The following is a 23,774-nucleotide window of genomic DNA, read 5'->3' on the forward strand; positions in this document are numbered from 1 at the left end:
GCTCATCACCAGGCCCTGGAGCTCCAGCGCCTCGCGATACGCCTTCGCGCTGCCGTACAGCACCCAACGCTCGCGCTCTGGTAGATTTCGGAATGCGGCATAGCTTGGCCAGGGGCCGCTGATAATCGTTGCGCCAGTGAGCTGCGGTAGCGCCTGGACGGGATTCGGGATCGGAGTCATTGGAGGGTCTCCGATGCGGGGCCGGCGTTAACCGTCAACGGATCGACCTGAACCAGTTCGGCGCCAGCGAAGGGAGAGCCAGGTCCGAACAGATCAGGCAGGTCGCCTTCCGGCGCCGTCTTGATCCAATCGACCATGGCCATGAAGCACGCTTCGAACAACGGCCCACCCTCACCCCAGCCATCTGACTTGAGGCTCACGCTGTTTTCGAGCCGGGCGACATAGATCAGGCCTGCCAAGCCTCGCTCGTCATGTTGAATAGAACGGCGATGTACCGGGTTAATGCTCAGCAAGTCGCACAGGCGGTCGAAGCCAATTGCGTTGTAGCTGTCATCGGTGTCCTTGATCAGGTGGTAGCCCATACCGACCAACCCTTGCTTGATATCACGCATGTCATCGGCGCGATGGTTTCGAGCTTGCTGAAGAAGGTAATCCATCTGTTGCTGGGTGAACGGGTAGCCCTGCAGCTTTGCCGCTTCGCGTCTGAAGACTCGGCGCTCGGCGCGGATCTCAGATAGCTTGGCCAAGCCGTTGCGTACCACACGCTGAGTGAGGATCAACATCGTACTCGGCGACAGATCGGGCTTCTGAGCGATGCTGGCAATTTTCTCGGCGAGTTTGAGTTTGAGGATGGTCATTGGTGTTCTCCAGCGGCGCCGAACAGCTCGGCCAGGTCAATTTGGTAAACGGCCGCCCAGGCGGCAGCAGGCCAGGAGCGCACCCAGCCGAATCGAGGATCTTGGACTTTCGGGGCGGATACCCCGTGGCTGTCACACCAGTTCTTGAGCGGTCGGAAACCCTGGCTGCCGAAGCTCCGGTGGGCGGCTTTCTCCACCGCGGTTACGGTGGCGTGCTGACAGCCCCTGCCCAGCTCGTTCTCCAAGTGCATGACCTTGCGCACGGCAGCTGATGCGGTGGCCATGGCCGTGGCCTCGCGGCGGCTACCGATCTCGGCCTTGGTGGCGATCGCATGGTCACGCTGCTCCAGCGCCAGCTGCTCCGAACGCTTCGAGGCCAGCAGATGCTCTAAGGCCTCGATATAGTTCTCGGGCAGGGATGACCTGGCGCGGTTGCGTTCCTGCACCAGCTCCCAGAATTCACGGACCAGCTTTTTCTTGAAGGCCCGGACAATCTCGGTGTTGCGCATGTACGTGAGTAGCAGCGTGGCCTGCGGCTCTGTCAGCAGAGCGATCTCTCGCGTCTGCACACCACCAGCCGTTTCGAAGGGGTCTACCTCGAATCGAACCCTTCCGAACTCGCAAAGATCGTCGTGATACTTGCGCACAAGAGCGATAACGCTCGCATGCTCATTCTCGGTCCCTGTAGCGATAGCAGTGGTCGGAGTGACGGCATCGCCGTCCTTGATGATTACCATGCTCATGCCGCACCTCCCGCGCCACGATTCCGTGAGGCAGCTTTTTGTGGCGCGGCGGTCCTTCCAGCGTCGATTTCAGTGAAGCTGGCATCCATCCTCTTCATCCAGTCGTCGACATGGTTCACCCATTCCTCGCAGAGCTCATCACCCATCAGCGCGAGCTTCGTGGGCAGGCTCGATTCCTCTGCAATCTTGCTAATGGAAAGGAACAGAGTACGGGCATCTTCCAAGCGCGCCTGGAGGCAGAGAATGTCGTTGTAGGCCTCGTCGGCAATCATGCGGATAGTTTTCATTGGCTATCCCCCGCTGCATTCATCAGCTGAAGCAACTGGTCCTGCGCCTGGTCGGCCAACATGAACAAGGCCTCGTGGAGGACTGATTCGCTGAGGTGATCGAGTTGAGGAGCGAACCCGGCCTGCGCATCCCCCTTGAGGCTGTCGTTCTCCATCAGGATGGAGGCGAACCCCTCGATAACACGCAGACGGGCCATGACCTTTTCGCCCAGGTCCCTGGTTGTGGTCGTCATTGGGTTACCTCCGCGCCACGAGCTGGAGAGGTAAGGTTTTGTGGCGCGACCTCACCAAACACCATCGACAGACCAAGACGCTCGGCGTAAACCGAGGCCGGAAATTCTGCTTCACGACAGCTGATGATGATGTCGCGGTGCCGATCAGCCTGTTGCTGAAGCTCGGCCAATTCAGCAGTCGCCCTTGGAGGCACGCAAACCAGGCTAGCGAATGGGTACGCTTGACGAAGCAGGTCGACGCATTCGTTTTCAAGGTCTTTCCCTGAAACTGGCGGAAGCTGAGCGCCGGTATCAGGCCCGCAGATAGATATAATTGCGAACGGTTGCGGCCATTCATCAGTGGATGGCGGGTATTGCGTCCGGTTATGTCCGGTGGTATTTTTCGGGTGCATCTCGTCCTCCTACAGAACGAAGATTCAAAAAGTCCCCTGCAAGGGACGGTTAAAGAACCCGCCTGGCAGCGGGTTTTTTGTTGCCCGGAGAAAAGTCAGCCGGACAGCAAAAACATGGATGCCGAGGCCGTCATGGAGAGGCCTGCGCAGCACTGGATGGATGAACAGAGGGTTTGCCCGACTGATGAGCGGCATCATTGGTGCGTATCGTTGCGTTCAGGATAGGTGCCGCCAATTCCCGAGCAGTTACGACACCTCCTGTCAGATCCTCAGCCAGGAAAGCTTTTGCAGCAGACATTGAGTGAGAGCCGCTGACCCAGTGCGACACTGCGGCTTGGGATACTCCAAGGGCTGCGGCAGTTTTGGTCTGACCTCCAAAGAAGCCGACCAGTCGTTCGATAGGTGTCACAGCAGTCACTCCAAAATAACCATACTTATACCATATTTAAAAGCATACCTATTTGCAACCCCATAGGGAAACTTATACCGTTGCTACTATGAATACACTCGCAGACCGCATAAAGCTCGCACGCAAGCATGCCCACCTGACCCAGAAGGCTTTGGCCGACAAGGCGGGAGTCGAGCAGCCAGTGATCTCCCAGCTTGAAACTGGGCGAAGCCAGAAAAGCGCATTCATTTTCGAGATCGCTATGGCGTGCGGGGTGAATCCTGCCTGGCTGACTAAAGGCGTGGGAGAAATGACCAGTGAAAGCGAGGCGAAGCTGGGCGCTATGCTGGAAAGCAACGTAGAGCCAGGGCCGCCGATCACCACCGCACCTCGAAGGATCGAAATTGTGGGCACTGCCCAGCTTGGAAACGATGGCTACTGGATTGGCCTGGACAATTCGGATGGTTGGGTAGAGACCTGGTCTCGCGACGAAGACGCCTACGCACTGCGGCTCAAGGGCGACTCGATGGCCCCAGCGATCCGTAGTGGCTGGGTGGCTGTGTGCGAGCCGAACCATCGTCTCGTCCCTGGCGAGTACGTGATGGTCACAACCATAGACGGCCAGAGCATGGTTAAAGAGCTGCTATTTGAAAGCGAAGACAGCGTGAGCGTGATGTCGGTGAACTCAGCCTACGAGCGACGGACCATTGATTGGTCTGACATAGATAAGATTCACTACGTGGGCAATATCCTTGCGCCGAGCAAGATTCTCAGTCGAATTTGAATCGCCAGGGTTGACCCCGGCCACGGCAGAAGCCCGCCACTGAGCGGGCTTTTTTGTGGCTTGCATAAAATTATAAGAAAACCTATTGACCAGACGAATAACTGTTCTTATATTTGAATCATGACAACCAAGCATGGAGCTTCCAAATGACCAACACCTCTATCACCTGCCAAGGATGGACCGGACGCCTCGACATGGGCCTGGCCCCGCGCGAACTGGAAGCCACGCTGCTTGCAGCTGCTGACCTGACCGTGAAGCAGGTTGCCCAGGTGATGGGGGTTGCTCCGAAAACGGTTGAGAAACGCCTGGAGGCAGCCCGCCTCAAGCTCGGCAGCAAAACGATTCGCGGCTTGGTGCTAGAAGCGTTCAAGCGCCAGATCATAAGCCCGGCCGCAACCGCCCTGGCATTGCTGATGGCCATCCACGGAATGATCGGCGACGACCAAGCAATGCGCATCCGCCGTGGCGGCAACGGTAGTGAGCGCCGGGTCGAGCTTCGAGTTGCCGCACGCCGGGTCGAGCAATTCCTGGCGGCGTAAGCGCCAGCTCAAACGAATCCCAACTCAGGACCTAGCCATGATCGACGTGACTATCAACATCAGCTCAGAAGCGCGCCAGCCGGCACCCGCTCCTGCCGCCGCGAAGCTGACCACCCTCAAAGAGCTGGCCGAGCTGTTGAAGATGGACCGCAGCGCAGCCCGTCGCTACGTGATGCGCCTGGGTTACGAGCCGAAGCGGGCGCGTACTGCGTCCAGCGGTTTCCAGGCCGCGCTGGTGTTCGACCACGACCAGGTGCGCCAGATCGTCGAGGCCCGGCAACAGGACGGGTACTGCTGACACGGATCGGCCAGCGTCGAGGGCTTTTTCACAAGAGCCCTGTGCGGTGACCAACCAGCACAGCGAATGGATGCGCGATCAATGGCTCCACTCGAGGGAAAACTGGATGACTGATTTGATTTTGACCGAGGCCGACTATCGCGAGCTTGTGAGCTGCGACGGCGACGAGCCGACCACCGACTCGGTCAGGGTGGCCAAACGTTTTGGCAAGCGTCACGACAACGTGCTGCGCACGATCGACCACATCAAATGCTCTGCGAAATTCCGACTCCTCAATTTTGAGGAGTCCTCCTACATCAATGAGCAGGGCAAAGTGCAACGGATGTTTCACATGACGAAGGACGGATTCATCTTCGTTGTCATGGGGTTCACCGGAGAGAAGGCGTCAGCTTGGAAAGAAGCATTCATTGAGTCATTCAACAGGATGGCTCGCGAGCTTCAGGACCGTTCGCTATCGATCGAGCAGCAACGCCACATGCTGATGGCGGAGTTCAAGCAAGAGAAAGGTCTGGCGAGTCTCGCCGGGAAAACAATGCGCCGCTGGCAGCTCAAGAAGCCAGTCATAGAAGGGAAGATCATCCAGCTTGAAAAGGATGGTCAGCAGGTACTGCAACTTCACTGAGATATCGGGCGCAACTTACGCCCAAGTAACACCCGAAACTTCACTCGAAAGCCAAGTTACTCGGCGGGTACTCGCTCGCCTTAAATAAGGAGATTCAAACATGCTCATGCTAAGCCGCAACATCGGCAAGGCCGTCATCATCGGCGGCAACATCCGGGTCAGCGTGGCCCAGGTTAACGGTTGCCAAGTCCGCCTGGGGATCGAGGCCCCGCGTGGAGTGGTGGTTGATCGCGAGGAGATCCACCAGCGCCGGGTCGCCGAAGGCACTGCCCAAGAGGCGCCAGCGTTCGACATCGACGACCACGTCAAGCTGGTGGCTGATGCACGCCGGTACCGCTGGCTGCGTGACCGTGAGCGAATCGAAGATCCCGACGAAGACCTGCTGGTAGTGCGCGGCGATAACTGGTTCTCCGGCGAAGAGCTGGATCAGGAGATCGATACCGCCCTGCGCCTGGAAGCCTTGCAGCGGCAGGCGGTGCTGGAGCAGCAGCCATGACCATCACCACAACCGACACCCGCGTCTATACGGATCACCTGACAACTGAACTAGGGAGGCTGGGTCAGCGGCTTGTCGATTTCGGTCAAGCCCTGCAAAGCCCGTCCACGACGGTGGCAGAGCTTCAGGTGCTCGCCAAGTCTTGCGGCATCAAGCTGCACATGCGCACCGTTGCCGAGTCGGGGGAACAGCCATGAACAAACGCCGCTCAATCAACCCCGCCGCCCTCCCCGCCGCTGGCCAGCCTCTGGCCGGTGGCTTCTACGCCGGGCGCCTGTTCTTCGACGGCGCCGAGCACGCGGTAATCGATGCTGGGCGCGAGTTCGAAGCCGTTGCTCAGTGGTGGGAGCAACCAGGGCCGCGAGTGAACGTCCGTGGAGCCCTGTCGTTCCATGACGGACTGGCGAATACCCGCGCCATGGCTGAGGCCGGGAGCGCTATTGCGCGCAAGGTGCTGGGGATGACCATTCGTGGCCAGCGCGGTTGGCACCTGCCGAGCATCGAGGAGCTGCAGGTCATGCGGGCGAACCTTCTGCAGTTGCCTGACTGGGATCGCTACTACAGCTCCTGCCGTGCTGGCGGGCCCGCCCAGGCCTTCACCCACATGGAGTACTGGTCCAGCACGCAGAATTCCGCCGGCAGCTCCTGGTGCTTGCATATGCTGCCCTGGTGCACCCCGACCACCAACTGGGCCAGCAAGTGCAAGGGCATCCGCCCGGTGCGCACGCTGCTGATCAGCCAAGAATCTTTCGTGCACGCCCCGTCGACCGACGCGGTCCTGCCCGCCGTCGATCTGCGCGGCCTTGCCAACCAGCAGGCCGTAGCCACCGTGCTCGAGCGGTTCGTGAACGAGGACACCGGGAAGTTCTACGGGCGCACTGATGCACTGGTGGCTGAGCTGGCAGCGCTGGCGGGAGGCAGGCCATGAGTATCGTATTGCAGGGTTACAAGCTGAACCAGCGCCAGCTGGATGCCATCACGCCAGCCTTGAACGACTTCATGCACGGGAAGATCAAGGGCCAGAAGAAGCTGGAGCAGGCTTGCGCCAGGGCGCTTGAGGCTGCCGGCTGCGCTCTTGGCTACGACACGTCAATGCCCGGTGGAGATACCACGGTCGAGCAGCGCGCCGCGGCCTGGATGCGTGACGGTGAAGTTGGAATGTCGTCTCGGGCTATTCACGACCACATGCTAGGCTTTCCCGCCCGTAATGGTTATGCCGCCCCTGCCGACCCGGATGATCTCAACCGCTGCATCAAGCTGCTTGAGTTGATCCCTGAGTGGAAGCCACGCATGGGCGAGATGATCTATCACGGGAAGGATTGGGCAGGACTGGCCAGCCGTTGGGAGGAAATCTGCCAGTGCTTCATTGATGAGGTTGGCGTGGATTGGTGCAAGGGTAACAGCGCTCCGATGACGTACATGCTGATGAAGCAAGCGATGGGGGAGCGGTCATGAACGACGCCAAGCATTCATGCGGCCTCGACATTGCTGCGTCCTGCGCAGCCTGCGAGCAGAAAACCACGGTTCCAGCAAGCGCCAGGCGCGACATCATCCCCGACCTTGGCGCGTTCGTGGACTGGGTATGGGCATTGAAGGCCGAGCGCGACCAGCTCAAGGCCGAGAACGAGGCGCTGCGCAAGACGATGAGCGAGTGCATCTCATCCCTCGCCGGAGAGATGGCGCAGAAGTTTGCAGGCCAGAGGCCAGAAGATATGCATCCCGTAACGCGCCGCGACTACGACCGCGACATGGCGGAGCTGGCCGGATATAGAGCAGTCATGGCTAAGGATGCTGACGTGACAGATCAGCGTGACAACGAAAACCTGACGCGTCAGGAGGTGGAGTGATGGCAGCAGCAGAGAATCTGCCCGATGACCATATGCACGACAAGGTCACCGAAAAGCGGATGAGCGAGTTGGTGGGGTGTACGGCGAAGGCGCTTCAGCGCAAGCGCGAGAAAGGCATCATCCCAAACTGGGTGTGGATGAAGATCAATGGCAGGATCATGTACAGCAGAAGGAGATACGACGAATGGATGGAAAGCCTGTGGACCTCCCGGCCGGGGTCGAGCTTGTCGGGCGATCAATCCGAATTCGCTTCACCTGGAACAAGAGGCGGTGTTGCGAGACGCTCCCCCTCCCCCCGACTGCGAAAGGAATCGCGGCAGCAGCGAGTCTACGTGCTCAAGTAAAAGGCCTGGATAAGCTCGGTGCCCTGACAGTAGAGAAGTACGCCGAGCTGTTCCCCAACACCCGCAGCGTGGTGGTGCAGGACAAGGTCGCTCCGATCTTCTTCGACTACGCCCAGGACTGGCTCAACAGCTTGCAGATCGTTGACGGCACTCGCCGGAACTACAGATCGGCCCTGCAGGTGTACTGGATTCCGTACCTGGCGGAGACGCCAATCGACGCCATCACGTCTGTCAGGCTGCGCAAAATCATGAACGAAATCGAGTGGACCTCAGCCATCCGACGCAAGGGTGTCGTGAGGCTGCTGGTGTCGATTCTGCAGCAGGCCGTGGTCGACGAGCTGATCACCCGCAACCCTGCCCTGTCCATCCCTGGCGCGAAGGTGCCCAAGCGCGAGGTAGATCCTTTCCTCAAGGAAGAAGCGGATCTGATCATTGACCAGCTGTACAAGACGACCAGCGGCCTGACCACGATCTATGCCGCCTATTTCGAGTTCTGCTTCTACACCGGAATGCGGCCCGGAGAGGTGATGGCTCTGCGCTGGAGCGAGATCGACAAGCGCGGGAAAACCGCCAACGTGTGCAGGATTCAGATCCGCGGATTAATCCAGGATCGGACCAAGACCAAGCGTACCCGGAAAGTTTTATTGAACGATCGCGCTCTCCATGCACTCGAAAAAGCCAGGCCACTCACCGAGGCGCGATCCGATTATGTGTTCGCACCGAGTGGTACAGGCGAAAGATCGGAGATGTTCATTCGCTCCGAGACGAGCCAGAAACGCTACTGGGAGGCTGCGTTGCGGAAGCTTGGGATCAGGCGCCGCAGGATGTACGACACGCGCCACACGTACGCAACCATGTGCTTGATGGCCGGCATGAACCCGGCATTCATTGCCGCGCAACTTGGGCACAGCGTGCAAGTGCTGCTTTCCACATACGCCAAGTGGATCAACTCGCCGAACGACTGGGCCGAGCTTGATAAGCTGAAAGCGCTGGAGAGTGGTACGAAAGTGGTACGAGCTGATAGCCAGTAACGCCAAGAGTGCCGAAACCCAAAAGGTTTACGCTACATGTGCGGATTAGCAGGAGAGTTACGTTTCACCCCCATCGACCAAGCCCCTCGCCCGGCGGACCTCGCCGCGGTGGAGCGCATCACCCACCACCTGGCACCCCGAGGCCCCGACGCCTGGGGCTTCCATAGCCAGGGCCCGATCGCCCTCGGCCATCGACGCCTGAAGATCATGGACCTGTCCGACGGCTCGGCCCAGCCGATGATCGACAACACCCTGGGCCTGTCGCTGGCCTTCAACGGCGCCATCTACAACTTCCCCGAGCTGCGCGAAGAGCTGCAAGGCCTGGGCTACAGCTTCTTCTCCGACGGCGATACCGAAGTGCTGCTCAAGGGCTACCATGCCTGGGGCGCGGCACTGCTGCCCAAGCTCAACGGCATGTTCGCCCTGGCCATCTGGGAGCGCGACAACCAGCGCCTGTTCCTGGCCCGCGACCGCCTCGGGGTCAAGCCGCTATACCTGTCGCGCAACGGCGAGCGCCTGCGCTTCGCCTCGAGCCTGCCGGCCCTGCTCAAGGGCGGCGACATCGACCCGGTTATCGACCCGGTGGCGCTCAACCACTACCTCAACTTCCATGCCGTGGTCCCCGCGCCGCGCACCCTGTTGGCCAACGTGCAGAAGCTCGAGCCCGGCACCTGGATGCGCATCGACCGCCATGGCGAAGTGCAGCGCGAGACCTGGTGGCAACTGCACTACGGCCCGCACCCCGACGAACAGCAGCTGGACCTGGATGACTGGACCACCCGCGTGCTCGACGCCACCCGCGACGCCGTCGCCATTCGCCAGCGTGCGGCAGTGGATGTCGGCGTGCTGCTCTCCGGCGGCGTCGACTCGAGCCTGCTGGTGGGCTTGTTACGCGACGTCGGCGTGGACGACCTTTCGACCTTCTCCATCGGTTTCGAGGACGCCGGAGGCGAGCGCGGCGACGAGTTCCAGTACTCTGACCTGATCGCCCGCCACTACGGCACCCGCCACCACCAGTTGCGCATCGACGAGCGCGAGATCATCGAACAGCTGCCCGCGGCGTTCCGTGCCATGAGCGAGCCGATGGTCAGCCATGACTGCATCGCCTTCTACCTGCTCTCGCGGGAAGTGGCCAAGCACTGCAAGGGTGTGCAGAGCGGCCAAGGCGCCGACGAGCTGTTCGCCGGCTACCACTGGTACCCACAGGTCGACGGCGCCGAGGATGCCTACACCGCCTACCGCGAAGCCTTCTTCGACCGCAGCCACGCCGAATACCGCGACACCGTCCAGGCCCCTTGGCTGCTGGAGACCGACGTGGCCGGCGAGTTCGTCCGCGAGCACTTCGCCCGCCCCGGCGCCAGCGAGGCGGTGGACAAGGCCCTGCGCCTGGACAGCACGGTGATGCTGGTGGACGACCCGGTCAAGCGCGTCGACAACATGACCATGGCCTGGGGCCTGGAAGCGCGTACGCCGTTCCTGGACTACCGCCTGGTGGAGCTGTCGGCACGCATCCCGGCCCGCTTCAAGCTGCCCGACGGCGGCAAGCAGGTGCTCAAGGCTGCGGCGCGGCGGGTCATCCCCCATGAGGTGATCGACCGCAAGAAGGGCTATTTCCCGGTGCCTGGCCTCAAGCACCTGCAAGGCGCCACCCTGGACTGGGTGCGCGAACTGCTGACCGACCCGAGCCAGGACCGTGGCCTGTTCAACCCAGCGATGCTCGACCGCCTGCTGAGCAACCCACATGGCCAGCTGACGCCGCTGCGCGGCTCGAAGCTGTGGCAGCTGGCGGCCCTGAACCTGTGGCTCAGCGAACAAGGAATCTGACCGATGAAAGCCCAAACAGCCTATGGCCAACGCCTGCTCCGCGGACAAGCGCCCTCCTACGAGCGCCTGCAGGCGCGCCTGGCAGGCGACGGCAGCGAACCCCACGACCAGCCGCGCGCCGTGCATTGCGGCTGGGGTCGCCTGTTGATCGGCCACACCTACCCGGACCCGGCAGTGTTGGCCGAGGCGCTGCTGGACGAGCACCCCGGCGAACGTGACATCGCCCTCTACGTGGCGGCCCCGCAACAGTTGCTGGCGCAAGCGCCGCAACAACTGTTCCTCGACCCCTCGGACACCTTGCGCCTGTGGTTCACCGACTACCGCCCGGCGCAACGGGTATTCCGCGGCTTTCGTATCCGCCGCGCCCAGGCCGAAGCCGACTGGCAGGCGATCAACGCACTCTACCAGGCCCGCGGCATGCTGCCGGTCAACCCTGACCTGCTCACACCGCACCACCTGGGTGGCCCGGTGTACTGGTTGGCCGAGGACGAAGACACCAACGCGGTGATCGGCAGCGTCATGGGCCTGAACCACAGCAAGGCCTTCGACGACCCCGAACACGGTAGCAGCCTGTGGTGCCTGGCGGTGGACCCGCAATGCAGCCGCCCAGGCGTTGGCGAGGTGCTGGTGCGCCACCTGATCGAACACTTCATGAGCCGTGGCCTGGCCTACCTGGACCTGTCGGTGCTGCACGACAACCGCCAGGCCAAGCGCTTGTACAAGAAGCTGGGCTTTCGCAACCTGCCCACCTTCGCCGTCAAGCGCAAGAACGGCATCAACCAGCAGCTGTTCCTTGGCCCTGGCCCGGAGGCCAAGCTCAACCCTTATGCCCGCATCATCGTCGACGAGGCCTTCCGGCGTGGCATCGAGGTGCAGGTGGACGATGCCGCCGTGGGTCTGTTCACCCTCAGCCTGGGCGGGCGGCGGGTGCGTTGTCGCGAGTCGCTGAGCGACCTGACCAGCGCCGTGACCATGACCTTGTGCCAGGACAAGCGCCTCACCCAGCATGTCCTGCACAATGCCGGGCTGAGGGTGCCGGTGCAGCAGCTGGCCGGCAATGCCGACGACAACCTGGCGTTTCTCGAAGAGCACGGCGCGGTGGTGGTCAAGCCGGTCGATGGCGAGCAAGGCCAGGGCGTGGCGGTCAACCTGACCACCCACGAAGAGATCAGCCAGGCGATCGAGCAGGCCCGCCGCTTCGACAGCCGAGTGCTGCTGGAAAGCTTCCACCCGGGGCTGGACCTGCGCATCGTGGTCATCGGCTTCGAAGTGGTGGCCGCGGCGATCCGCCACCCCGCCCAGGTGGTGGGTGACGGCGAGCACAGCATCAAGGCACTGATCGAGGCCCAGAGCCGTCGGCGCCAGGCCGCCACGGGCGGGGAAAGCCGTATCCCGCTGGACGAGGAAACCGAGCGCACTCTGCGCGCCGCAGGCCTGGGGTACGACAGTGTGCTGCCGGCCGGCCAGCGCCTGGCAGTGCGGCGTACCGCCAACCTGCACACCGGCGGCACCCTGGAAGACGTCACCGAGCGCCTGCACCCCGTGCTCGCCGATGCAGCGGTGCGCGCGGCCCGGGCCCTGGATATCCCGGTGGTGGGCCTGGACCTGATGGTGCGCGATGCCGAGCACCCGGACTACGTGATCATCGAGGCCAACGAACGGGTCGGCCTGGCCAACCACGAACCGCAACCCACGGCCGAGCGTTTCATTGACCTGTTGTTCCCCCATAGCCGGGCGCTGGTCTGAGCGACGCCGTACCGGCCCAATCGCTGGCAAGCCGGCTCCCACAGGGCGCACGCCAGCGCTCAGAAACAATTGCTCCCACTGGTATCGCGATGTCTCTGAAACAACGCAGCCCAGGTGGGAGCCGGCTTGCCGGCGATGGGGCACCACCCCATTCACTGACCCAGAACGGAGGCCAGGACATGTCCGACCGACATCCCGAACCCGATCTCGACTACCTCAAGCGCGTGCTCCTGGAAATGCTCGCCATCCCCAGCCCCACCGGCTTCACCGACACCATCGTGCGCTACGTGGCCGAGCGCCTGGAAGAGCTGGGCATCCCCTTCGAGCTGACCCGCCGCGGCACCATCCGCGCCACTCTCAAGGGCCGACAGAACTCGCCGGACCGCGCCGTCTCGGCGCATGTCGACACCATCGGCGCCAGCGTGCGCCAGTTGCTGGACAACGGCCGCCTTGCCCTGGCCCCGGTGGGCTGCTGGTCCAGCCGCTTCGCCGAGGGCAGCCGGGTGAGCGTGTTCACCGACACCGGCGTGTTCCGTGGCAGCGTGTTGCCGCTGATGGCCAGCGGGCACGCCTATAACACCGCGATCGACCAGATGCCGATCACCTGGGAGCATGTGGAAGTGCGCCTGGACGCCTACTGCACCACCCGCGCCGACTGCGAGGCCCTGGGGCTGGCCATCGGTGACTTCGTGGCCTTCGACCCGCTGCCGGAGTTCACCGAAAGCGGCCATATCAGCGCTCGTCACCTGGACGACAAGGCCGGCGTGGCGGCGCTGCTGGCCGCGCTCAAGGCCGTGGTGGAGAGCGGCCGCCAGCCGCTGATCGACTGCCACCCGCTGTTCACCATCACCGAGGAAACCGGTTCCGGCGCCGCCGGGGCCCTGCCCTGGGATGTCAGCGAGTTCGTTGGAATCGATATCGCGCCGGTGGCGCCGGGCCAGGCGTCCAGCGAACATGCGGTGAGCGTGGCCATGCAGGACTCCTCCGGCCCTTACGACTACCACCTCTCGCGCCACTTGCTGAAACTGGCCGGTGACCACGACCTGCCGGTGCGCCGCGACCTGTTCCGCTACTACTTCAGCGATGCCCATTCGGCCGTGACCGCAGGCCACGATATCCGCACCGCGCTGGTGGCCTTCGGTTGCGATGCCACCCACGGCTATGAGCGTACCCATATCGACAGCCTGGCGGCCCTGAGCAAGCTGCTGGCCAGCTACCTGCTGAGCCCGCCTGTGTTCGCCAGCGACTCGCACCCGGCCAACGCCTCCCTGGAGCGCTTCAGCCACCAGCTGGAGCACGAGGCGCAGATGGAAAGCGAGACGCGCGTGCCGCCGGTGGACAGTTTGGTGGGGAGGTCTTGAGAGGGTAGGCGCCTGTGAAACCGAGCGCCGCCCGCGCGGCGCATCGCGAGCTGCGCTCGCTCCTACGTTTATTTCGGGCCAATTATTCCTGGGGGATTTTCGCGCGGGCGCCTTGGGGCATGACGCAATATCGTGCCGTACGAACCAGGCGGTCGCGCGCGCCTGTCACAGGCGTTACTGGCCGTAAACAAACGTAGGAGCGAGCGCAGCTCGCGATGCGCCGCGCGGGCGGCGCTCGGTCTCCCAGGCGCTAAAGCAACTGCGCCGGACACCTTAAACCCGCTACAGCTTTGCATCAATCTATGGGAGCATGCCGCTTCCCAGCCAAGACCGTGCGACCATGCTGATCCCCTACGACCAACTCGAAGCCGATACCCTGACCCGCCTGATCGAAGACTTCGTCACCCGCGACGGTACCGACAATGGCGACGACACCCCCCTCGAAACCCGCGTGCTGCGGGTGCGCCAGGCCTTGGCCAAGGGGCAGGCGTTCATCCTCTTCGACCTGGAGAGCCAACAGTGCCAGCTGCTGGCCCGGCATGAGGTGCCCCGGGAACTGCTCGACTAGGTGTTCCTGGCCCGGCGCCCAGGCCGGCAGGCGCCCTCTTCGTTTGCCTGGTTGGCCTTGATGCGCCGGTACACCTCTTCCCGATGCACCTGCACCTCGTGCGGCGCGCTGATGCCGAAGCGAACGGCCTTGTCCTTGGATGACACTACCTTGATGTAGATGTCATCGCGAATGACGATGCCTTCTCCAATATCGCGTGTGAACACCAGCATGCTCCGATCCTCCAACCCAACGGAAAACCAGAGACTGCCTGGGGTACATTCGGCCGCACAATGCATCGACCAGTATTTAGATACTTCCTACACAATGCGGTAATTTTCCCTACAAATTCAGCCTTGTTGCAGGCGCGGACCGAATACGATGAGGGTCGCCCCCAGCACGCACAACAACGCCCCCAGCCAGTCGCTGCCCAGCGGCCTGGCACGCTCCACCAGCGCCAGCCAGAGCAGCGAAGCGACGATGTAGATTCCGCCGTAGGCGGCATAGGCACGGCCGGCATAGGCCGCTTCGACACGGGTCAGGATCAAACCGAAGAGCATCAGGCTGGCCAGCGCCGGCACCACCCACCAGGCACTCTTGCCCAGGCGCAGCCACAGGTACAAGGCGTAGCAGCCACCGATCTCGAACAGCGCGGCGGTAAAGAACCAGACGTAGTTGATCACCCAGGCACCCTGCCAGCGAAAAGACGCCAGCATACCTGAGGGGCGCGCCGGGGCAAGCGCCGCACCATCCGATGGAATCTTTCCCCTGGCGCGCCAGTCGGAATGATCAAGAGGCCAGCCTTTCCGAGCCCTTAACCCTCGAACAACGCAAGGACTCCGCCATGACCACGATCCTCATCATCATCCTGATCCTGCTGCTGATCGGCGGCTTACCGGTCTTCCCCCATTCGCGCAGCTGGGGCTATGGCCCGTCCGGCATCATCGGTGTGGTACTGGTGATCCTGCTCGTATTGCTGCTCCTGGGCATGATATGAGCCCGCTAGAGCACTTCAGCATCGAAGAGCAGGGTAACGCCCCCTCGGTAGGTGCCCGGCGGTTTCTGGAGCATGGATGCTACCCATGACTCCCTGATCCAGAAATGCACTGTACCGGGCAAAGCACTGGTCGCCGAGTCCGGTACAAGCCTCATGCGGCGGCCGGTATTAGCGTGAATTCTCATCCGCTGCACTGGCCCATTGTTGTACTTCACACCTGCAGGGAGCGACATCGCCAGGTCCAGCACAACCCCTTCCCCATTTTGATGGTTCTTGAGCGTGCAAAAGCCCGATCCGCCCAGCGGATACTCGCAGGCTGCATATACGGTGAACGGGCCGGATGTGGTCAACCGAAACGAAAGGTCCCGGGCCAGTTGCGGTGGGACACGCCCACCCGGCCAGGCCAACCATCCGCCTGGCGGCTCGAGCACGGCCCGGTCGGAGCCGGGCGGGAAATCCACCTTCAGCTCGTGGCGCAGATCCACCTCGAAATCGATCGTCAAGCTATTGCCAAGCCGATCGACTCCCTCGCCGAAATCAATGTCGGCACCGACGCCCCCCACGGTGAATGTCATGCTTCCTCGGTATATGCCCGACGCAACCTTGGTCGGCGAGGGCAAGCTCAGCTTGTAGCCAATACCCGTTCGACTTACGAGCGATTCCCTCCAATCACCGATGCTGCCCAGTGAACTGCTGGAATAGCAGTACTTACCACTCACGAATTTCCACTGAAAAACGCCCCCAGAACCCGCAGGCGGAAGTGGAGCACGGGCAACGCTGCAGTTACGAACATCATACGTGGCGATCGGGCTGTTGTTTCGCGCCGGGCTCGCGGACGTCACGACTGCATACTGGCTGACATGGGTGATCTCGAACACCAGGTCCAAAACCTCGGTGCCTCCCTCGCGCCGCACTTGCAGGGTGCGTGGCGGCGGGACCCTGACATAGTATTGATCGCGCGTGCCCGCATCCTTCTTGGAGATTTTGTAATAGGTGCCGAACGGCAGGTCCACTGCATTTTCCGATGCACTTTTGCACAATGCCGACCAAGTACGGCATATCCACTCATTGGACGAGCCGAACCGCGCATACTGGTTGCCGACGTCGGCCCGATAGCGTGCGCCGATGGTAACGTCGGCTGCCTGCGCCGTCGGCAGCAGGCCCAGTACGAGCCAGGCGACGGCAGCGCGTACGGTTGCGGGCAGGTAATACAATCGCATCTTCTGATCCCTCCTGGGAGGCCGAAACATGGCTGGGCGGGTCAATCCTTGAATGCCAGTTCCTGGCGTTGGCCGCCCTCCTGGAGCTCGAAACGGTATTCGCGCCCGGGCTGCTGGGGGAACTTGCGGGTGACACCTGGCAACAGGTGGTACTTGGTCGCCGCCCCGCACTCATGCCCATCACGGTCGCAGTGGCGAAAGTTATCCAGCACCACGGTGGCGTTGCCCTGGTTGCTCACCACGAAATCGGCGCCTTCACGCAGCAGCGGCGTGCGGAAGTGGCTACCCTTGGGACGCACGAACAGCAGCGTGCCATAGCCTGCCAGCAACTGGACGCCCGCCTTGAGGCTCTCGCTGTAGTCTTTCGCTTCTTCCTCGCTGATGGCGAAACCGTCGTTCGTTTCCGGCAGCACGGGCACGAAGCGCAGGCGGAAGTAGCGCTCCTTGTCCCGCTCGCCCCGGTAGAGCAGGCGCACCGACTGCATGCCCCTGGCCGGCACGATCAGCCGCGCGGGGCTGGCGATCACGCCGCGCTGGTCGAGGGGCTGCTTTTCGAGGTCCACCTCGCGGGGTTCGCCGTCTGCCCCATAGATCAACTCAGCAACGCTGACCTTGACGAAGGCCGTGGAATCGCCTGCGTTGTAGATGCGCTTGAGCACCGTGCTCTTGCCTTCATCCAGGTAGTCGTACAACGCGCCAACGTTGAGCTCCGGCCCGGCCTGGGCCACCAGCGGTGCCAGCAGCAACGCCAGGCAGAGTGATTTGAAGGGTTGCATCATCAACCTCCCTATTCGTGTTTATCCAACCCTGGCCTGCAGGCCGGGCATCTGCTTGTCGGCCGTATCAGCCTCGACCGGTATCGCCCCGGTCGGCCAGGCTGGCGGTTCGACAGACCTGGTCGCCGGCCATCACCACATCCCCTTCATGCACCAAGGTGTCCAGCGGCAGGCTCAACAGGCAACTGACGGCGCCGGCCTGACGGATCTCCAGGGTGGGTGTCGTCTGGCTCATCTCCACCGAGAAATAGCCATCCACTTCGCTCACGCCTCGGCTGGCATGGTTGATCACATGGGCCCCGCGGATAGGCTGGCCTTTTTCGTCGATCAACCGGCCCAGCACGGTGACCGTGCGCATCACGTGCACCTGGCGGTACTCCACGCCACCGCGGTTGAGGTGGTAGTCGAGGCTCGAAGGCTGGATCACCGCCGCCGGGGCATCGGCGCCCTCGAAATCGAACTGCACGTAACCGGACTTGAACGCCGTGACCGGGATGATGTTGCGCCCTGGATGCAGGACGGCACTGGTGCCCTGGTAGTCGTCGGCACGCAGCTTCAGGCCTTGCATGTCGGAATCCACATCGACGATCAGGCCTGCCTCATGGGATAGGTACTGGCCGCTCACGGCCAGCTTGCCTGCGCCGAAGGCGACCATGCTCTGCAGGTTCAGGCCTCCGCTGAGCGCGTTGTCGATCGTCGAGGTCTGGGCATAGGCATCACCTTGCAGGCTTTCACCCAGGAACTGGGCATTGCCACCGAACCCGATGCCGTAGCGGTCGAAGGTGGTACTGGCACCGACGCTTTGCAGCGGGCCGAAGTCGACCTCTTGCTGGTAGGAAAGCGACCCATGCCGGTCGTTGCCGCCGTCGCGCGAGGTACGGCTCCCGAGGGTCGCGGCGATACGTTTGCCGGGGCCGCCAAGGTTCATGCTAAGGCTCAGGTTGACACCACGGCTGCGTGCATCGCCGCTGCTGGACGTACCCGGCCGGTCGAACACCGACAGCCGCCAGTTGGTGTCGGTACCGAACATCTTGCCGTAGAACACCCAGCCCAGGTCGATGCCCGTACCACTGGCCGCCCCGCTGCTGTGGGACAGGCGCAGGGTCGCACTGCTGCGCTGGGTGACCCGATGGTTGAGCGAAAGGCTCGACTGGCTGCGCTGTTCCTGCACGGACGGCTCGCCCCGCACCCGCCGCCCGGTCTCGAGCCACGACTGGCTATGGCTCACTACCAGCGAGCCCTGGTCATAGGTATGGATCGTTTGCAGGTCGTACCCGGTACCCCGCTCCTCGGTGTAGTTGATGTTGCCGTAGAACTTCAGGCGTTCGAGCACATCCCAGTCCAGCGACGTACCGTACTGCATGCTCTCGTCCACATGCTGCGCCGAAAGCCCGAGCACGGCGCGCGGATGCAGGAGGTAATTGGACATCACCCCGGCGCCAAGCCCATCGCGGCGCTCGTAGTCCCAGTTGTTCAGCAGGCTGGTCTGCTGGCCGAGGTAAAGGTTGTAGCGCCAGCGACTCTCGGGGTTGCTCCAGTTCGACGGCTTGTAGATGAAGGCCTCGGTGCGCGAGGTCTCCTGGCCGTCCTCCAGCAGGCGCACCTCCACCTGGTAGATCCCGCCGGGCAATACCCGGGTGTCGAGGGTCTGCAGGCCCGGCTGCACCGGCTGGCTGTTGATCAGCACGCCGTTGCGATAGATCTCGGCGATGCCCTGGCGGTTGGGCGTGACGTAGATCGGCGTGGAACTGGGCTGGCCGTTGTCGATCAACAGGCTGTCGCTGCTGCCGAACATCACGCCAAGGGTCGTGTCGGGGCTGTCGCCCAACAGCGTGGGCTGGCGGGTCAGGCCTTGCGCGCCCGGGGTGAAATAGCCCAGGCGAAAGAAATGCTGTTCGAGCAAGCGCTCGACGTAGAGCTGGTCCATGCGATAACGCGTGCCATCCTCGCCCTGGCTGACACGGTCGGCCTGGGCATCGGCGTAGGTGGTCCAGTTGCCCAGGCTGCCCTGGCCCTGGAAAGCGACGCGGCCAGTGGTGTCGGTGCCGTCATGCACCAGGTTGAGCTGGTTGCGCAACAACAACCCGAGGCTGCCGCCTTCAGGCATGCGGTGATAACGCACCTGCTGCCCCTCCTTCTCGGCGTTGGAGGTCAGCAAGGAAAGCTGGGAATTGGCCAGGCTGTAGTGGATGGCCTGCAACCCGTCCGGGCAGTTTTTCGTGCAATCGCCCAACAGGCGCCCGGCGGCCAGCCGCTCCTGCCAGACGCGGCGCAGCGCAGGGGGTTCGCGGCTGTCCATGACATCGGTGAACTCGAGCATCTGCACACGCTCGTCACGGGTCAGGATAACCATGGCGTCCCCAAGGTAACGCCCATCCAGCTCGACCCGGACCGCCAATGGCACATCGAAGAAATGCGCCTCGAACTCCCGGGGCAGGCCTTCGAACTGATGCACCACCGACGGCGGGGTTGGCGCCTGGGCCCAGCCTTGCAAGGGCGCCAGGCAAGCACCCAAGGCCAGCCAATGGCGCAGGCGACGGTAACGTGCAGAAAAGTGGAACATGACCTTTTCCATAGGCAATGCCCGCCCCCGACTGCCCGGCAGGTGCCGAGCAGCCAAGGGAGACTATGGATGTTGAAGGGGGTATGGAAGCGAGGAGAATCAGGCGCCGCCAGGTGCTGCGCTTTCGAACATCATGTTGACCATGCCCATGTAGTTGCCAGGCACATAGCCCCCTGCAGGTTTCTCGGCGCTGATCAGGAAGTCCATCGTGGTGCCTGCACTGGCCTGGGCCTGGTTGAGCAGCTCGACCGGGGTCAGGCCCAGGTCCTTGCCAGCCATGCTGACCTTCAGGCTGAACTTGTCGATACCGCTGACCACTTCCGGCTGGGTGGTCAGGAACGCCTTGATCGGGCCGATGGTGCTCTTGGCCTGGAACTGGCGGCGTACCTCACCGAAGTCCCCGCGCTGGGAATTGAAGCGCAGCTCCTGCGGGTCGTTCATCCAGTCTCCGACCGGCTCGACATAGAACTGCGCGGTCGGAACCGTGGCGATGACCTGGACCTGCTTCTCGATGGTTTCAGCGGCAAATGCCGAGCCCGCAGCCAACGCCAGGAAAGGGATAGCCAGAAAACGCGCTTTCATTCATTCATCTCCTTGAAAAACTGAAAATTTCAATCAGCACTTGGTGGCTGACGGAGAGAATTATCAGCAAGGGCCGCAGCCACAAATACAGGACCGCTCCGAGCGTTTTGTGGAAATTTCCCATGCCAGATCATTCAACCCTGGCCGGGTGCGCCACGGGCGGCCTCCCGCGCCAGCTGCCGCTCCAGGCGCATCATCACCCGTCGCAGCGCCTGCACATCCCGACGCAACGTGGTGATGACCACAGGCTTGGCCGCGCAGCTGCGCTCGAGCTGCTCGCACAGGTCATACAAACGGTCGGCCCGGGCGATTCGCGCGCCACCCTTGACCCGATGCGCCAACTCCGCCAAGGCCACCGCATCGTCGCCCAGCGACTCCAGGCGCTGCAGGTCCTCCCGGTTGCTGCTGCGCAGGTCACGCAGCAAGGCCTTGAGTGCGGCCTGGTCCTTGCCCACCAGATGATCCAGGTGCGCAAGATCGAGCATCGGTTGCTCCTCGCTTGCCGCTTGCATGCAACTGGCCAGGGTGCGTTGCAGGCTGTCCAGCCCGAGGGGCTTGAACAAGCAATCATCCATGCCGACGGCACGGCAACGTCGTCGCTCGCGCGTCATGGCCCTGGCTGTCAGGCCGATCAACCGACACCGCGGCCGGCCGCTACGCCGCTCGTGCTCGCGAATCGCCCGAGCCAGGGCATAGCCGTTGAGGCGCGGCATATTGCAATCGCTGATCACGACGTCGAAATGCTCCTTCAGCCACAAGCGCAGCGCCTGCGACCCATCTTCGGCCACCCGCGCCTGGTGCCCGAGGAAGTCAAGCTGTTGGGCCAACAGCAGCCGGTTGGCCGGATAATCGTCCACCACCAGGATCCGCAGGCGCATCTCGGTGCCAGCGACGTAGGGGGCATCGGCAGGTTCACTCGCCTCGCCTTCGGGCAACAACGCCAGGTCGAGGCTCACTTCTACCCGCGTCCCCTGCCCCAGCACACTGTGCAGACGCAGCCCCCCGCCCATCATCTGGCACAGGCTACGGCTGATCCCCAGGCCCAGGCCGGTGCTGCTGCGCGCGGACTGGCGCTGGTTGCTGGCCTGGTGGAACAATTGCCCGAGCGCCTCGATCTCCGAGGCGTCGATGCCGATACCGGTGTCCTGCACATGCAGCTCCACCTGCAGCCGTTGCGCCTGTGCCTTGGCTTGCAGCACGACCCGTACCTGCCCCTGCTGGGTGAACTTGATGGCGTTGCTCAGCAGGTTCGCCAGCACCTGCTTGAAACGCAGCGGGTCGAGCATGACATGGGCGTCGACCTGCCCGTGGGTCTCCAAGCGCAGCTCCAGCCCCTTGCCCTTGGCCTGCTGCTCGAACAACTGCACCACCCGCGCCACCTGGTCATACAGGCGTACGCGCTCGAGCACCAACTGCAGGTGCCCGGCCTCGATGCGCGCGATATCGAGTATGTCACCGATCAGCTCGAGCAGGCCGCGCGCGGCATCGCTGGCCACTTCGATGGCCAGGCGGTCGAGCACGCCATGGGCGGCCTTGCGCTGGGCCAGCTCGAGCATGCCCTGCACGGCGTGCAGCGGGGTACGGATCTCGTGGCTCATGGTGGTGAGGAAATGGGTCTTGGCCTGGTTGGCCTGCTCGGCCTCCTGCTTGGCCCTGCGCAGTTGCAGCTGTAGACGTCGCAGGTAGCGGATCCACAGCATGGCCATGACCAACAGGGTCATCGCCACGGCGAAACCGACCATGACCTTGGCGCGATAGCGCGGCCACATGCCATCGGCGACGATCATCGGATTCCGCCATCGGCGCACCAGCGAGTCGATTTCCTGTGGCGCCAGGCTGAGCATGGCCTTGTTGATGATCCCCTGCAGCTCGGTGGCGCCGCGTACGCTGGCCAGGGCGAAGTGAACTGGCGGCAGGGCCAGGCTGGCGCTTATCTTCAGGCGCCCGGGGTACCAGCGGGTGATCAAGGGGCGCGCATCATCGAAGGTCAGCACTGCACCTTCGACCTGGCCACGAGCCAGCGCATGCAGGGCCTCCAGCGGCGTGGCCATCGGTACTTGGCGAATCAGCGGGTAGCGTCGCCCCAGCTCATCCTGGACGGCACTGCCCTTGACCAGGGCCAAGCGCCGGCGCTCGAGCTGCGCCAGCTCGACCGGGGCGTCGGGTTCGTCACGGGTGACCAGCACCCGCGATGCACTCAGGTAGGCACGGCTGAAGGCCAGCTCGCGCCTGCGCCCCGGGCTGTCCGGCAAGCCGGCGATCAACTGTGCGTGGCCCTGGCGCAGGCGGTTGATCATCTGTTCGATGGTGCCACCGGGTTGCACATCGAAATGCAAGCCCGTGCGGCGACCGATCAATTGCAGGATATCCAGGCTCATGCCGCGCCACTTGCCATTGGCATCCCGATAGCTCAAGGGCAGCAGCTGCTCGTCCGCCAGCACCGTGACACGGGGGTTGTCATGCAGCCAACGCTCCTCGGCCTCGCTCAGTTGCAGCGGCTCGGGTTGGTGGGTATCGATCACGATGGGGCGCCAGCGCCTGCGCACGCCCAGGTGCTGGGGCACCGTGAGGCCTTCCAGGGCCAGGTCGACCAGTTGCGCCAAGGGGCTGCCATCATCGGCCATGGCAAACCCGACGCCCTGTTCAGGCAGCCCTGCCCGGCCGATTTCCTCGATGCTCCCGGACTGGTTGCGCCCCAGCACGTAGCGCACGCCCAAGGCACTGCCCAGGTAGAGGTCGGCCTGGTCGAGCGCCAGCGCGGCCAGGGCGCTGGCCGGCGATGGGTACGTCTGGATCTGCGCCTTGGGGTAGCGGGCGCGGACTTGCGCCACGGGCCGATAGCCCTCCAGCATCGCCAGGCGGAACGGCATGTCGGCGTTGGCCACGGCATGGCCGTTCGGCGTCGGGCCAAGCAATGTCGGCTGGTCGCTGGCATAGGGCCGGGACAGGCGCAGGCCGGCTTCCAGGGCGCGCTGCGCAGTCACCGAGCCGAGCAGGTCGATACGCCCGGCGCGCAAGGCCGTGGCGGCATCCTCGAAGCTGCGGAACACCTCGACCTGCACCTGCAAGCGCAGCTGCGCAGCCACAAGGCCGGCATAGTCGGCGGTGATGCCTTCGAATGACAAGCCGGTGCCGAGGATATCCAGTGGCGGGTTTTCCTGGTCGATCACGCCCAGGCGCAAGGCCCGGTGCTCCCACAGCCAACGCAGTTGCCGGTTGTCCAGATCGAGACTGGCCCCCGCCGGGAGGGTGGGCGGGGTGAGCAGTGGTCCGCCATGAGCGAACGCTACGGCGATGCTGTAGAGCAAGGCCGCCAATAAGAGACGTAAGGGCACG

At 63.1% G+C, this 23,774-nt stretch carries 29 protein-coding genes; 15 read left to right on the plus strand and 14 right to left on the minus strand.

Going from position 1 to position 23,774, the window contains the following annotated elements:
* The 7 genes from ACNFCI_RS15255 to ACNFCI_RS15285 all read right to left on the minus strand — a co-directional run.
* A partial coding sequence (locus ACNFCI_RS15255) for a hypothetical protein (RefSeq protein WP_416768032.1) occupies positions 1-180 on the minus strand: 180 nt, incomplete at its 3' end.
* Complete coding sequence (locus ACNFCI_RS15260; RefSeq protein WP_416768033.1) at positions 177-818, minus strand: hypothetical protein; 642 nt, start codon at positions 816-818, stop codon at positions 177-179. The genes ACNFCI_RS15260 and ACNFCI_RS15255, both read right to left, overlap by 4 nt.
* On the minus strand, positions 815-1,561 hold the full coding sequence (locus ACNFCI_RS15265; protein WP_416768034.1) for a Rha family transcriptional regulator: 747 nt from the start codon (positions 1,559-1,561) through the stop codon (positions 815-817). The genes ACNFCI_RS15260 and ACNFCI_RS15265 overlap by 4 nt, the downstream gene beginning before the upstream one ends.
* Positions 1,558-1,848 (minus strand): hypothetical protein, encoded by a 291-nt coding sequence (locus tag ACNFCI_RS15270; protein ID WP_416768035.1) that lies wholly within the window; start codon positions 1,846-1,848, stop codon positions 1,558-1,560. Before ACNFCI_RS15270 ends, ACNFCI_RS15265 begins: the two co-directional genes overlap by 4 nt.
* Complete coding sequence (locus ACNFCI_RS15275; protein ID WP_416768036.1) at positions 1,845-2,081, minus strand: hypothetical protein; 237 nt, start codon at positions 2,079-2,081, stop codon at positions 1,845-1,847. The genes ACNFCI_RS15270 and ACNFCI_RS15275 overlap by 4 nt, the downstream gene beginning before the upstream one ends.
* Positions 2,078-2,473, minus strand: a complete 396-nt coding sequence (locus tag ACNFCI_RS15280; protein WP_416768037.1) for a hypothetical protein — start codon at positions 2,471-2,473, stop codon at positions 2,078-2,080. Before ACNFCI_RS15280 ends, ACNFCI_RS15275 begins: the two co-directional genes overlap by 4 nt.
* A gap of 130 nt (positions 2,474-2,603) precedes the next feature.
* Entirely contained in the window at positions 2,604-2,891 is a 288-nt protein-coding gene (locus ACNFCI_RS15285; RefSeq protein ID WP_416768038.1) for a transcriptional regulator, read from the minus strand.
* A gap of 79 nt (positions 2,892-2,970) precedes the next feature.
* Here ACNFCI_RS15285 and ACNFCI_RS15290 point away from each other — a divergent pair, with 79 nt between their 5' ends.
* The 14 genes from ACNFCI_RS15290 to ACNFCI_RS15355 all read left to right on the plus strand — a co-directional run bounded on the left by ACNFCI_RS15290 (position 2,971) and on the right by ACNFCI_RS15355 (position 14,321).
* Entirely contained in the window at positions 2,971-3,645 is a 675-nt protein-coding gene (locus ACNFCI_RS15290; RefSeq protein ID WP_102082663.1) for an XRE family transcriptional regulator, read from the plus strand.
* Positions 3,646-3,791: 146 nt separating this feature from the next.
* The gene (locus ACNFCI_RS15295; protein WP_416768039.1) at positions 3,792-4,184 is read left to right on the plus strand and encodes a LuxR C-terminal-related transcriptional regulator; all 393 of its coding nucleotides are present in this window, start codon (positions 3,792-3,794) and stop codon (positions 4,182-4,184) included.
* Between the two features lie 37 nt (positions 4,185-4,221).
* Positions 4,222-4,482 (plus strand): hypothetical protein, encoded by a 261-nt coding sequence (locus ACNFCI_RS15300; RefSeq protein ID WP_416768040.1) that lies wholly within the window; start codon positions 4,222-4,224, stop codon positions 4,480-4,482.
* 46 nt (positions 4,483-4,528) lie between these two features.
* Complete coding sequence (locus tag ACNFCI_RS15305) at positions 4,529-5,104, plus strand: Rha family transcriptional regulator (RefSeq protein ID WP_236183476.1); 576 nt, start codon at positions 4,529-4,531, stop codon at positions 5,102-5,104.
* A 100-nt stretch (positions 5,105-5,204) separates the two neighbouring features.
* Positions 5,205-5,600, plus strand: a complete 396-nt coding sequence (locus ACNFCI_RS15310; RefSeq protein WP_102082661.1) for a carbon storage regulator — start codon at positions 5,205-5,207, stop codon at positions 5,598-5,600.
* Entirely contained in the window at positions 5,597-5,797 is a 201-nt protein-coding gene (locus ACNFCI_RS15315) for a hypothetical protein (RefSeq protein WP_054913066.1), read from the plus strand. Before ACNFCI_RS15310 ends, ACNFCI_RS15315 begins: the two co-directional genes overlap by 4 nt.
* Positions 5,794-6,528, plus strand: coding sequence for a hypothetical protein (locus ACNFCI_RS15320; protein WP_416768041.1), 735 nt, complete (start codon positions 5,794-5,796; stop codon positions 6,526-6,528). The genes ACNFCI_RS15315 and ACNFCI_RS15320 overlap by 4 nt, the downstream gene beginning before the upstream one ends.
* A complete protein-coding gene (locus tag ACNFCI_RS15325) occupies positions 6,525-7,055 on the plus strand; it encodes a hypothetical protein (protein ID WP_416768042.1) in 531 nt (176 codons plus the stop codon). Before ACNFCI_RS15320 ends, ACNFCI_RS15325 begins: the two co-directional genes overlap by 4 nt.
* Positions 7,052-7,447 carry a hypothetical protein gene (locus tag ACNFCI_RS15330; protein ID WP_416768043.1) on the plus strand — a complete coding sequence of 132 codons (396 nt, stop codon included), beginning with the start codon at positions 7,052-7,054 and terminating at the stop codon, positions 7,445-7,447. Before ACNFCI_RS15325 ends, ACNFCI_RS15330 begins: the two co-directional genes overlap by 4 nt.
* Before the next feature lie 184 nt (positions 7,448-7,631).
* Positions 7,632-8,822, plus strand: a complete 1,191-nt coding sequence (locus ACNFCI_RS15335) for a tyrosine-type recombinase/integrase (protein WP_416768044.1) — start codon at positions 7,632-7,634, stop codon at positions 8,820-8,822.
* Positions 8,823-8,858: 36 nt separating this feature from the next.
* A complete protein-coding gene (locus ACNFCI_RS15340; protein ID WP_084854897.1) occupies positions 8,859-10,646 on the plus strand; it encodes an N-acetylglutaminylglutamine amidotransferase in 1,788 nt (595 codons plus the stop codon).
* A 3-nt stretch (positions 10,647-10,649) separates the two neighbouring features.
* The gene (ngg, locus tag ACNFCI_RS15345) at positions 10,650-12,392 is read left to right on the plus strand and encodes an N-acetylglutaminylglutamine synthetase (protein WP_368829850.1); all 1,743 of its coding nucleotides are present in this window, start codon (positions 10,650-10,652) and stop codon (positions 12,390-12,392) included.
* 179 nt (positions 12,393-12,571) lie between these two features.
* The gene (locus tag ACNFCI_RS15350; RefSeq protein WP_084854895.1) at positions 12,572-13,753 is read left to right on the plus strand and encodes an osmoprotectant NAGGN system M42 family peptidase; all 1,182 of its coding nucleotides are present in this window, start codon (positions 12,572-12,574) and stop codon (positions 13,751-13,753) included.
* A 340-nt stretch (positions 13,754-14,093) separates the two neighbouring features.
* Positions 14,094-14,321 carry a YheU family protein gene (locus ACNFCI_RS15355; protein ID WP_084854894.1) on the plus strand — a complete coding sequence of 76 codons (228 nt, stop codon included), beginning with the start codon at positions 14,094-14,096 and terminating at the stop codon, positions 14,319-14,321.
* On the opposite strand, the gene csrA is transcribed toward ACNFCI_RS15355, so the two are convergent.
* Together csrA and ACNFCI_RS15365 are read right to left on the minus strand one after the other, a co-directional pair.
* Positions 14,318-14,533, minus strand: coding sequence for a carbon storage regulator CsrA (csrA, locus tag ACNFCI_RS15360; RefSeq protein WP_084854893.1), 216 nt, complete (start codon positions 14,531-14,533; stop codon positions 14,318-14,320). The two genes, ACNFCI_RS15355 and csrA, sit on opposite strands and share 4 nt — an antisense overlap.
* Positions 14,534-14,650: 117 nt before the next feature.
* Positions 14,651-14,983, minus strand: coding sequence for a YnfA family protein (locus ACNFCI_RS15365; protein WP_084855136.1), 333 nt, complete (start codon positions 14,981-14,983; stop codon positions 14,651-14,653).
* 161 nt (positions 14,984-15,144) lie between these two features.
* Here ACNFCI_RS15365 and ACNFCI_RS15370 point away from each other — a divergent pair, with 161 nt between their 5' ends.
* Positions 15,145-15,297 (plus strand): DUF3309 family protein, encoded by a 153-nt coding sequence (locus ACNFCI_RS15370; protein WP_003252624.1) that lies wholly within the window; start codon positions 15,145-15,147, stop codon positions 15,295-15,297.
* Between the two features lie 5 nt (positions 15,298-15,302).
* Here the strand turns inward: ACNFCI_RS15370 and ACNFCI_RS15375 are convergent, their stop codons facing one another.
* The 5 genes from ACNFCI_RS15375 to ACNFCI_RS15395 form a co-directional block, all read right to left on the minus strand.
* Complete coding sequence (locus ACNFCI_RS15375; RefSeq protein ID WP_368829851.1) at positions 15,303-16,517, minus strand: hypothetical protein; 1,215 nt, start codon at positions 16,515-16,517, stop codon at positions 15,303-15,305.
* 41 nt (positions 16,518-16,558) lie between these two features.
* Positions 16,559-17,293, minus strand: a complete 735-nt coding sequence (locus ACNFCI_RS15380) for a pilus assembly protein (RefSeq protein ID WP_084854890.1) — start codon at positions 17,291-17,293, stop codon at positions 16,559-16,561.
* Between the two features lie 67 nt (positions 17,294-17,360).
* Positions 17,361-19,856: a CS1-pili formation C-terminal domain-containing protein gene (locus ACNFCI_RS15385; protein ID WP_368829852.1), complete on the minus strand. Its 2,496-nt coding sequence runs from the start codon at positions 19,854-19,856 to the stop codon at positions 17,361-17,363.
* A gap of 99 nt (positions 19,857-19,955) precedes the next feature.
* A complete protein-coding gene (locus ACNFCI_RS15390) occupies positions 19,956-20,438 on the minus strand; it encodes a CS1 type fimbrial major subunit (RefSeq protein WP_084854888.1) in 483 nt (160 codons plus the stop codon).
* Between the two features lie 134 nt (positions 20,439-20,572).
* On the minus strand, positions 20,573-23,773 hold the full coding sequence (locus tag ACNFCI_RS15395; protein ID WP_416768045.1) for a transporter substrate-binding domain-containing protein: 3,201 nt from the start codon (positions 23,771-23,773) through the stop codon (positions 20,573-20,575).
* Position 23,774: the final 1 nt, after the last annotated feature.

The sequence above is a fragment of the Pseudomonas sp. NY15356 genome, from assembly GCF_048068175.1.
Taxonomy (GTDB): domain Bacteria; phylum Pseudomonadota; class Gammaproteobacteria; order Pseudomonadales; family Pseudomonadaceae; genus Aquipseudomonas; species Aquipseudomonas putida_K.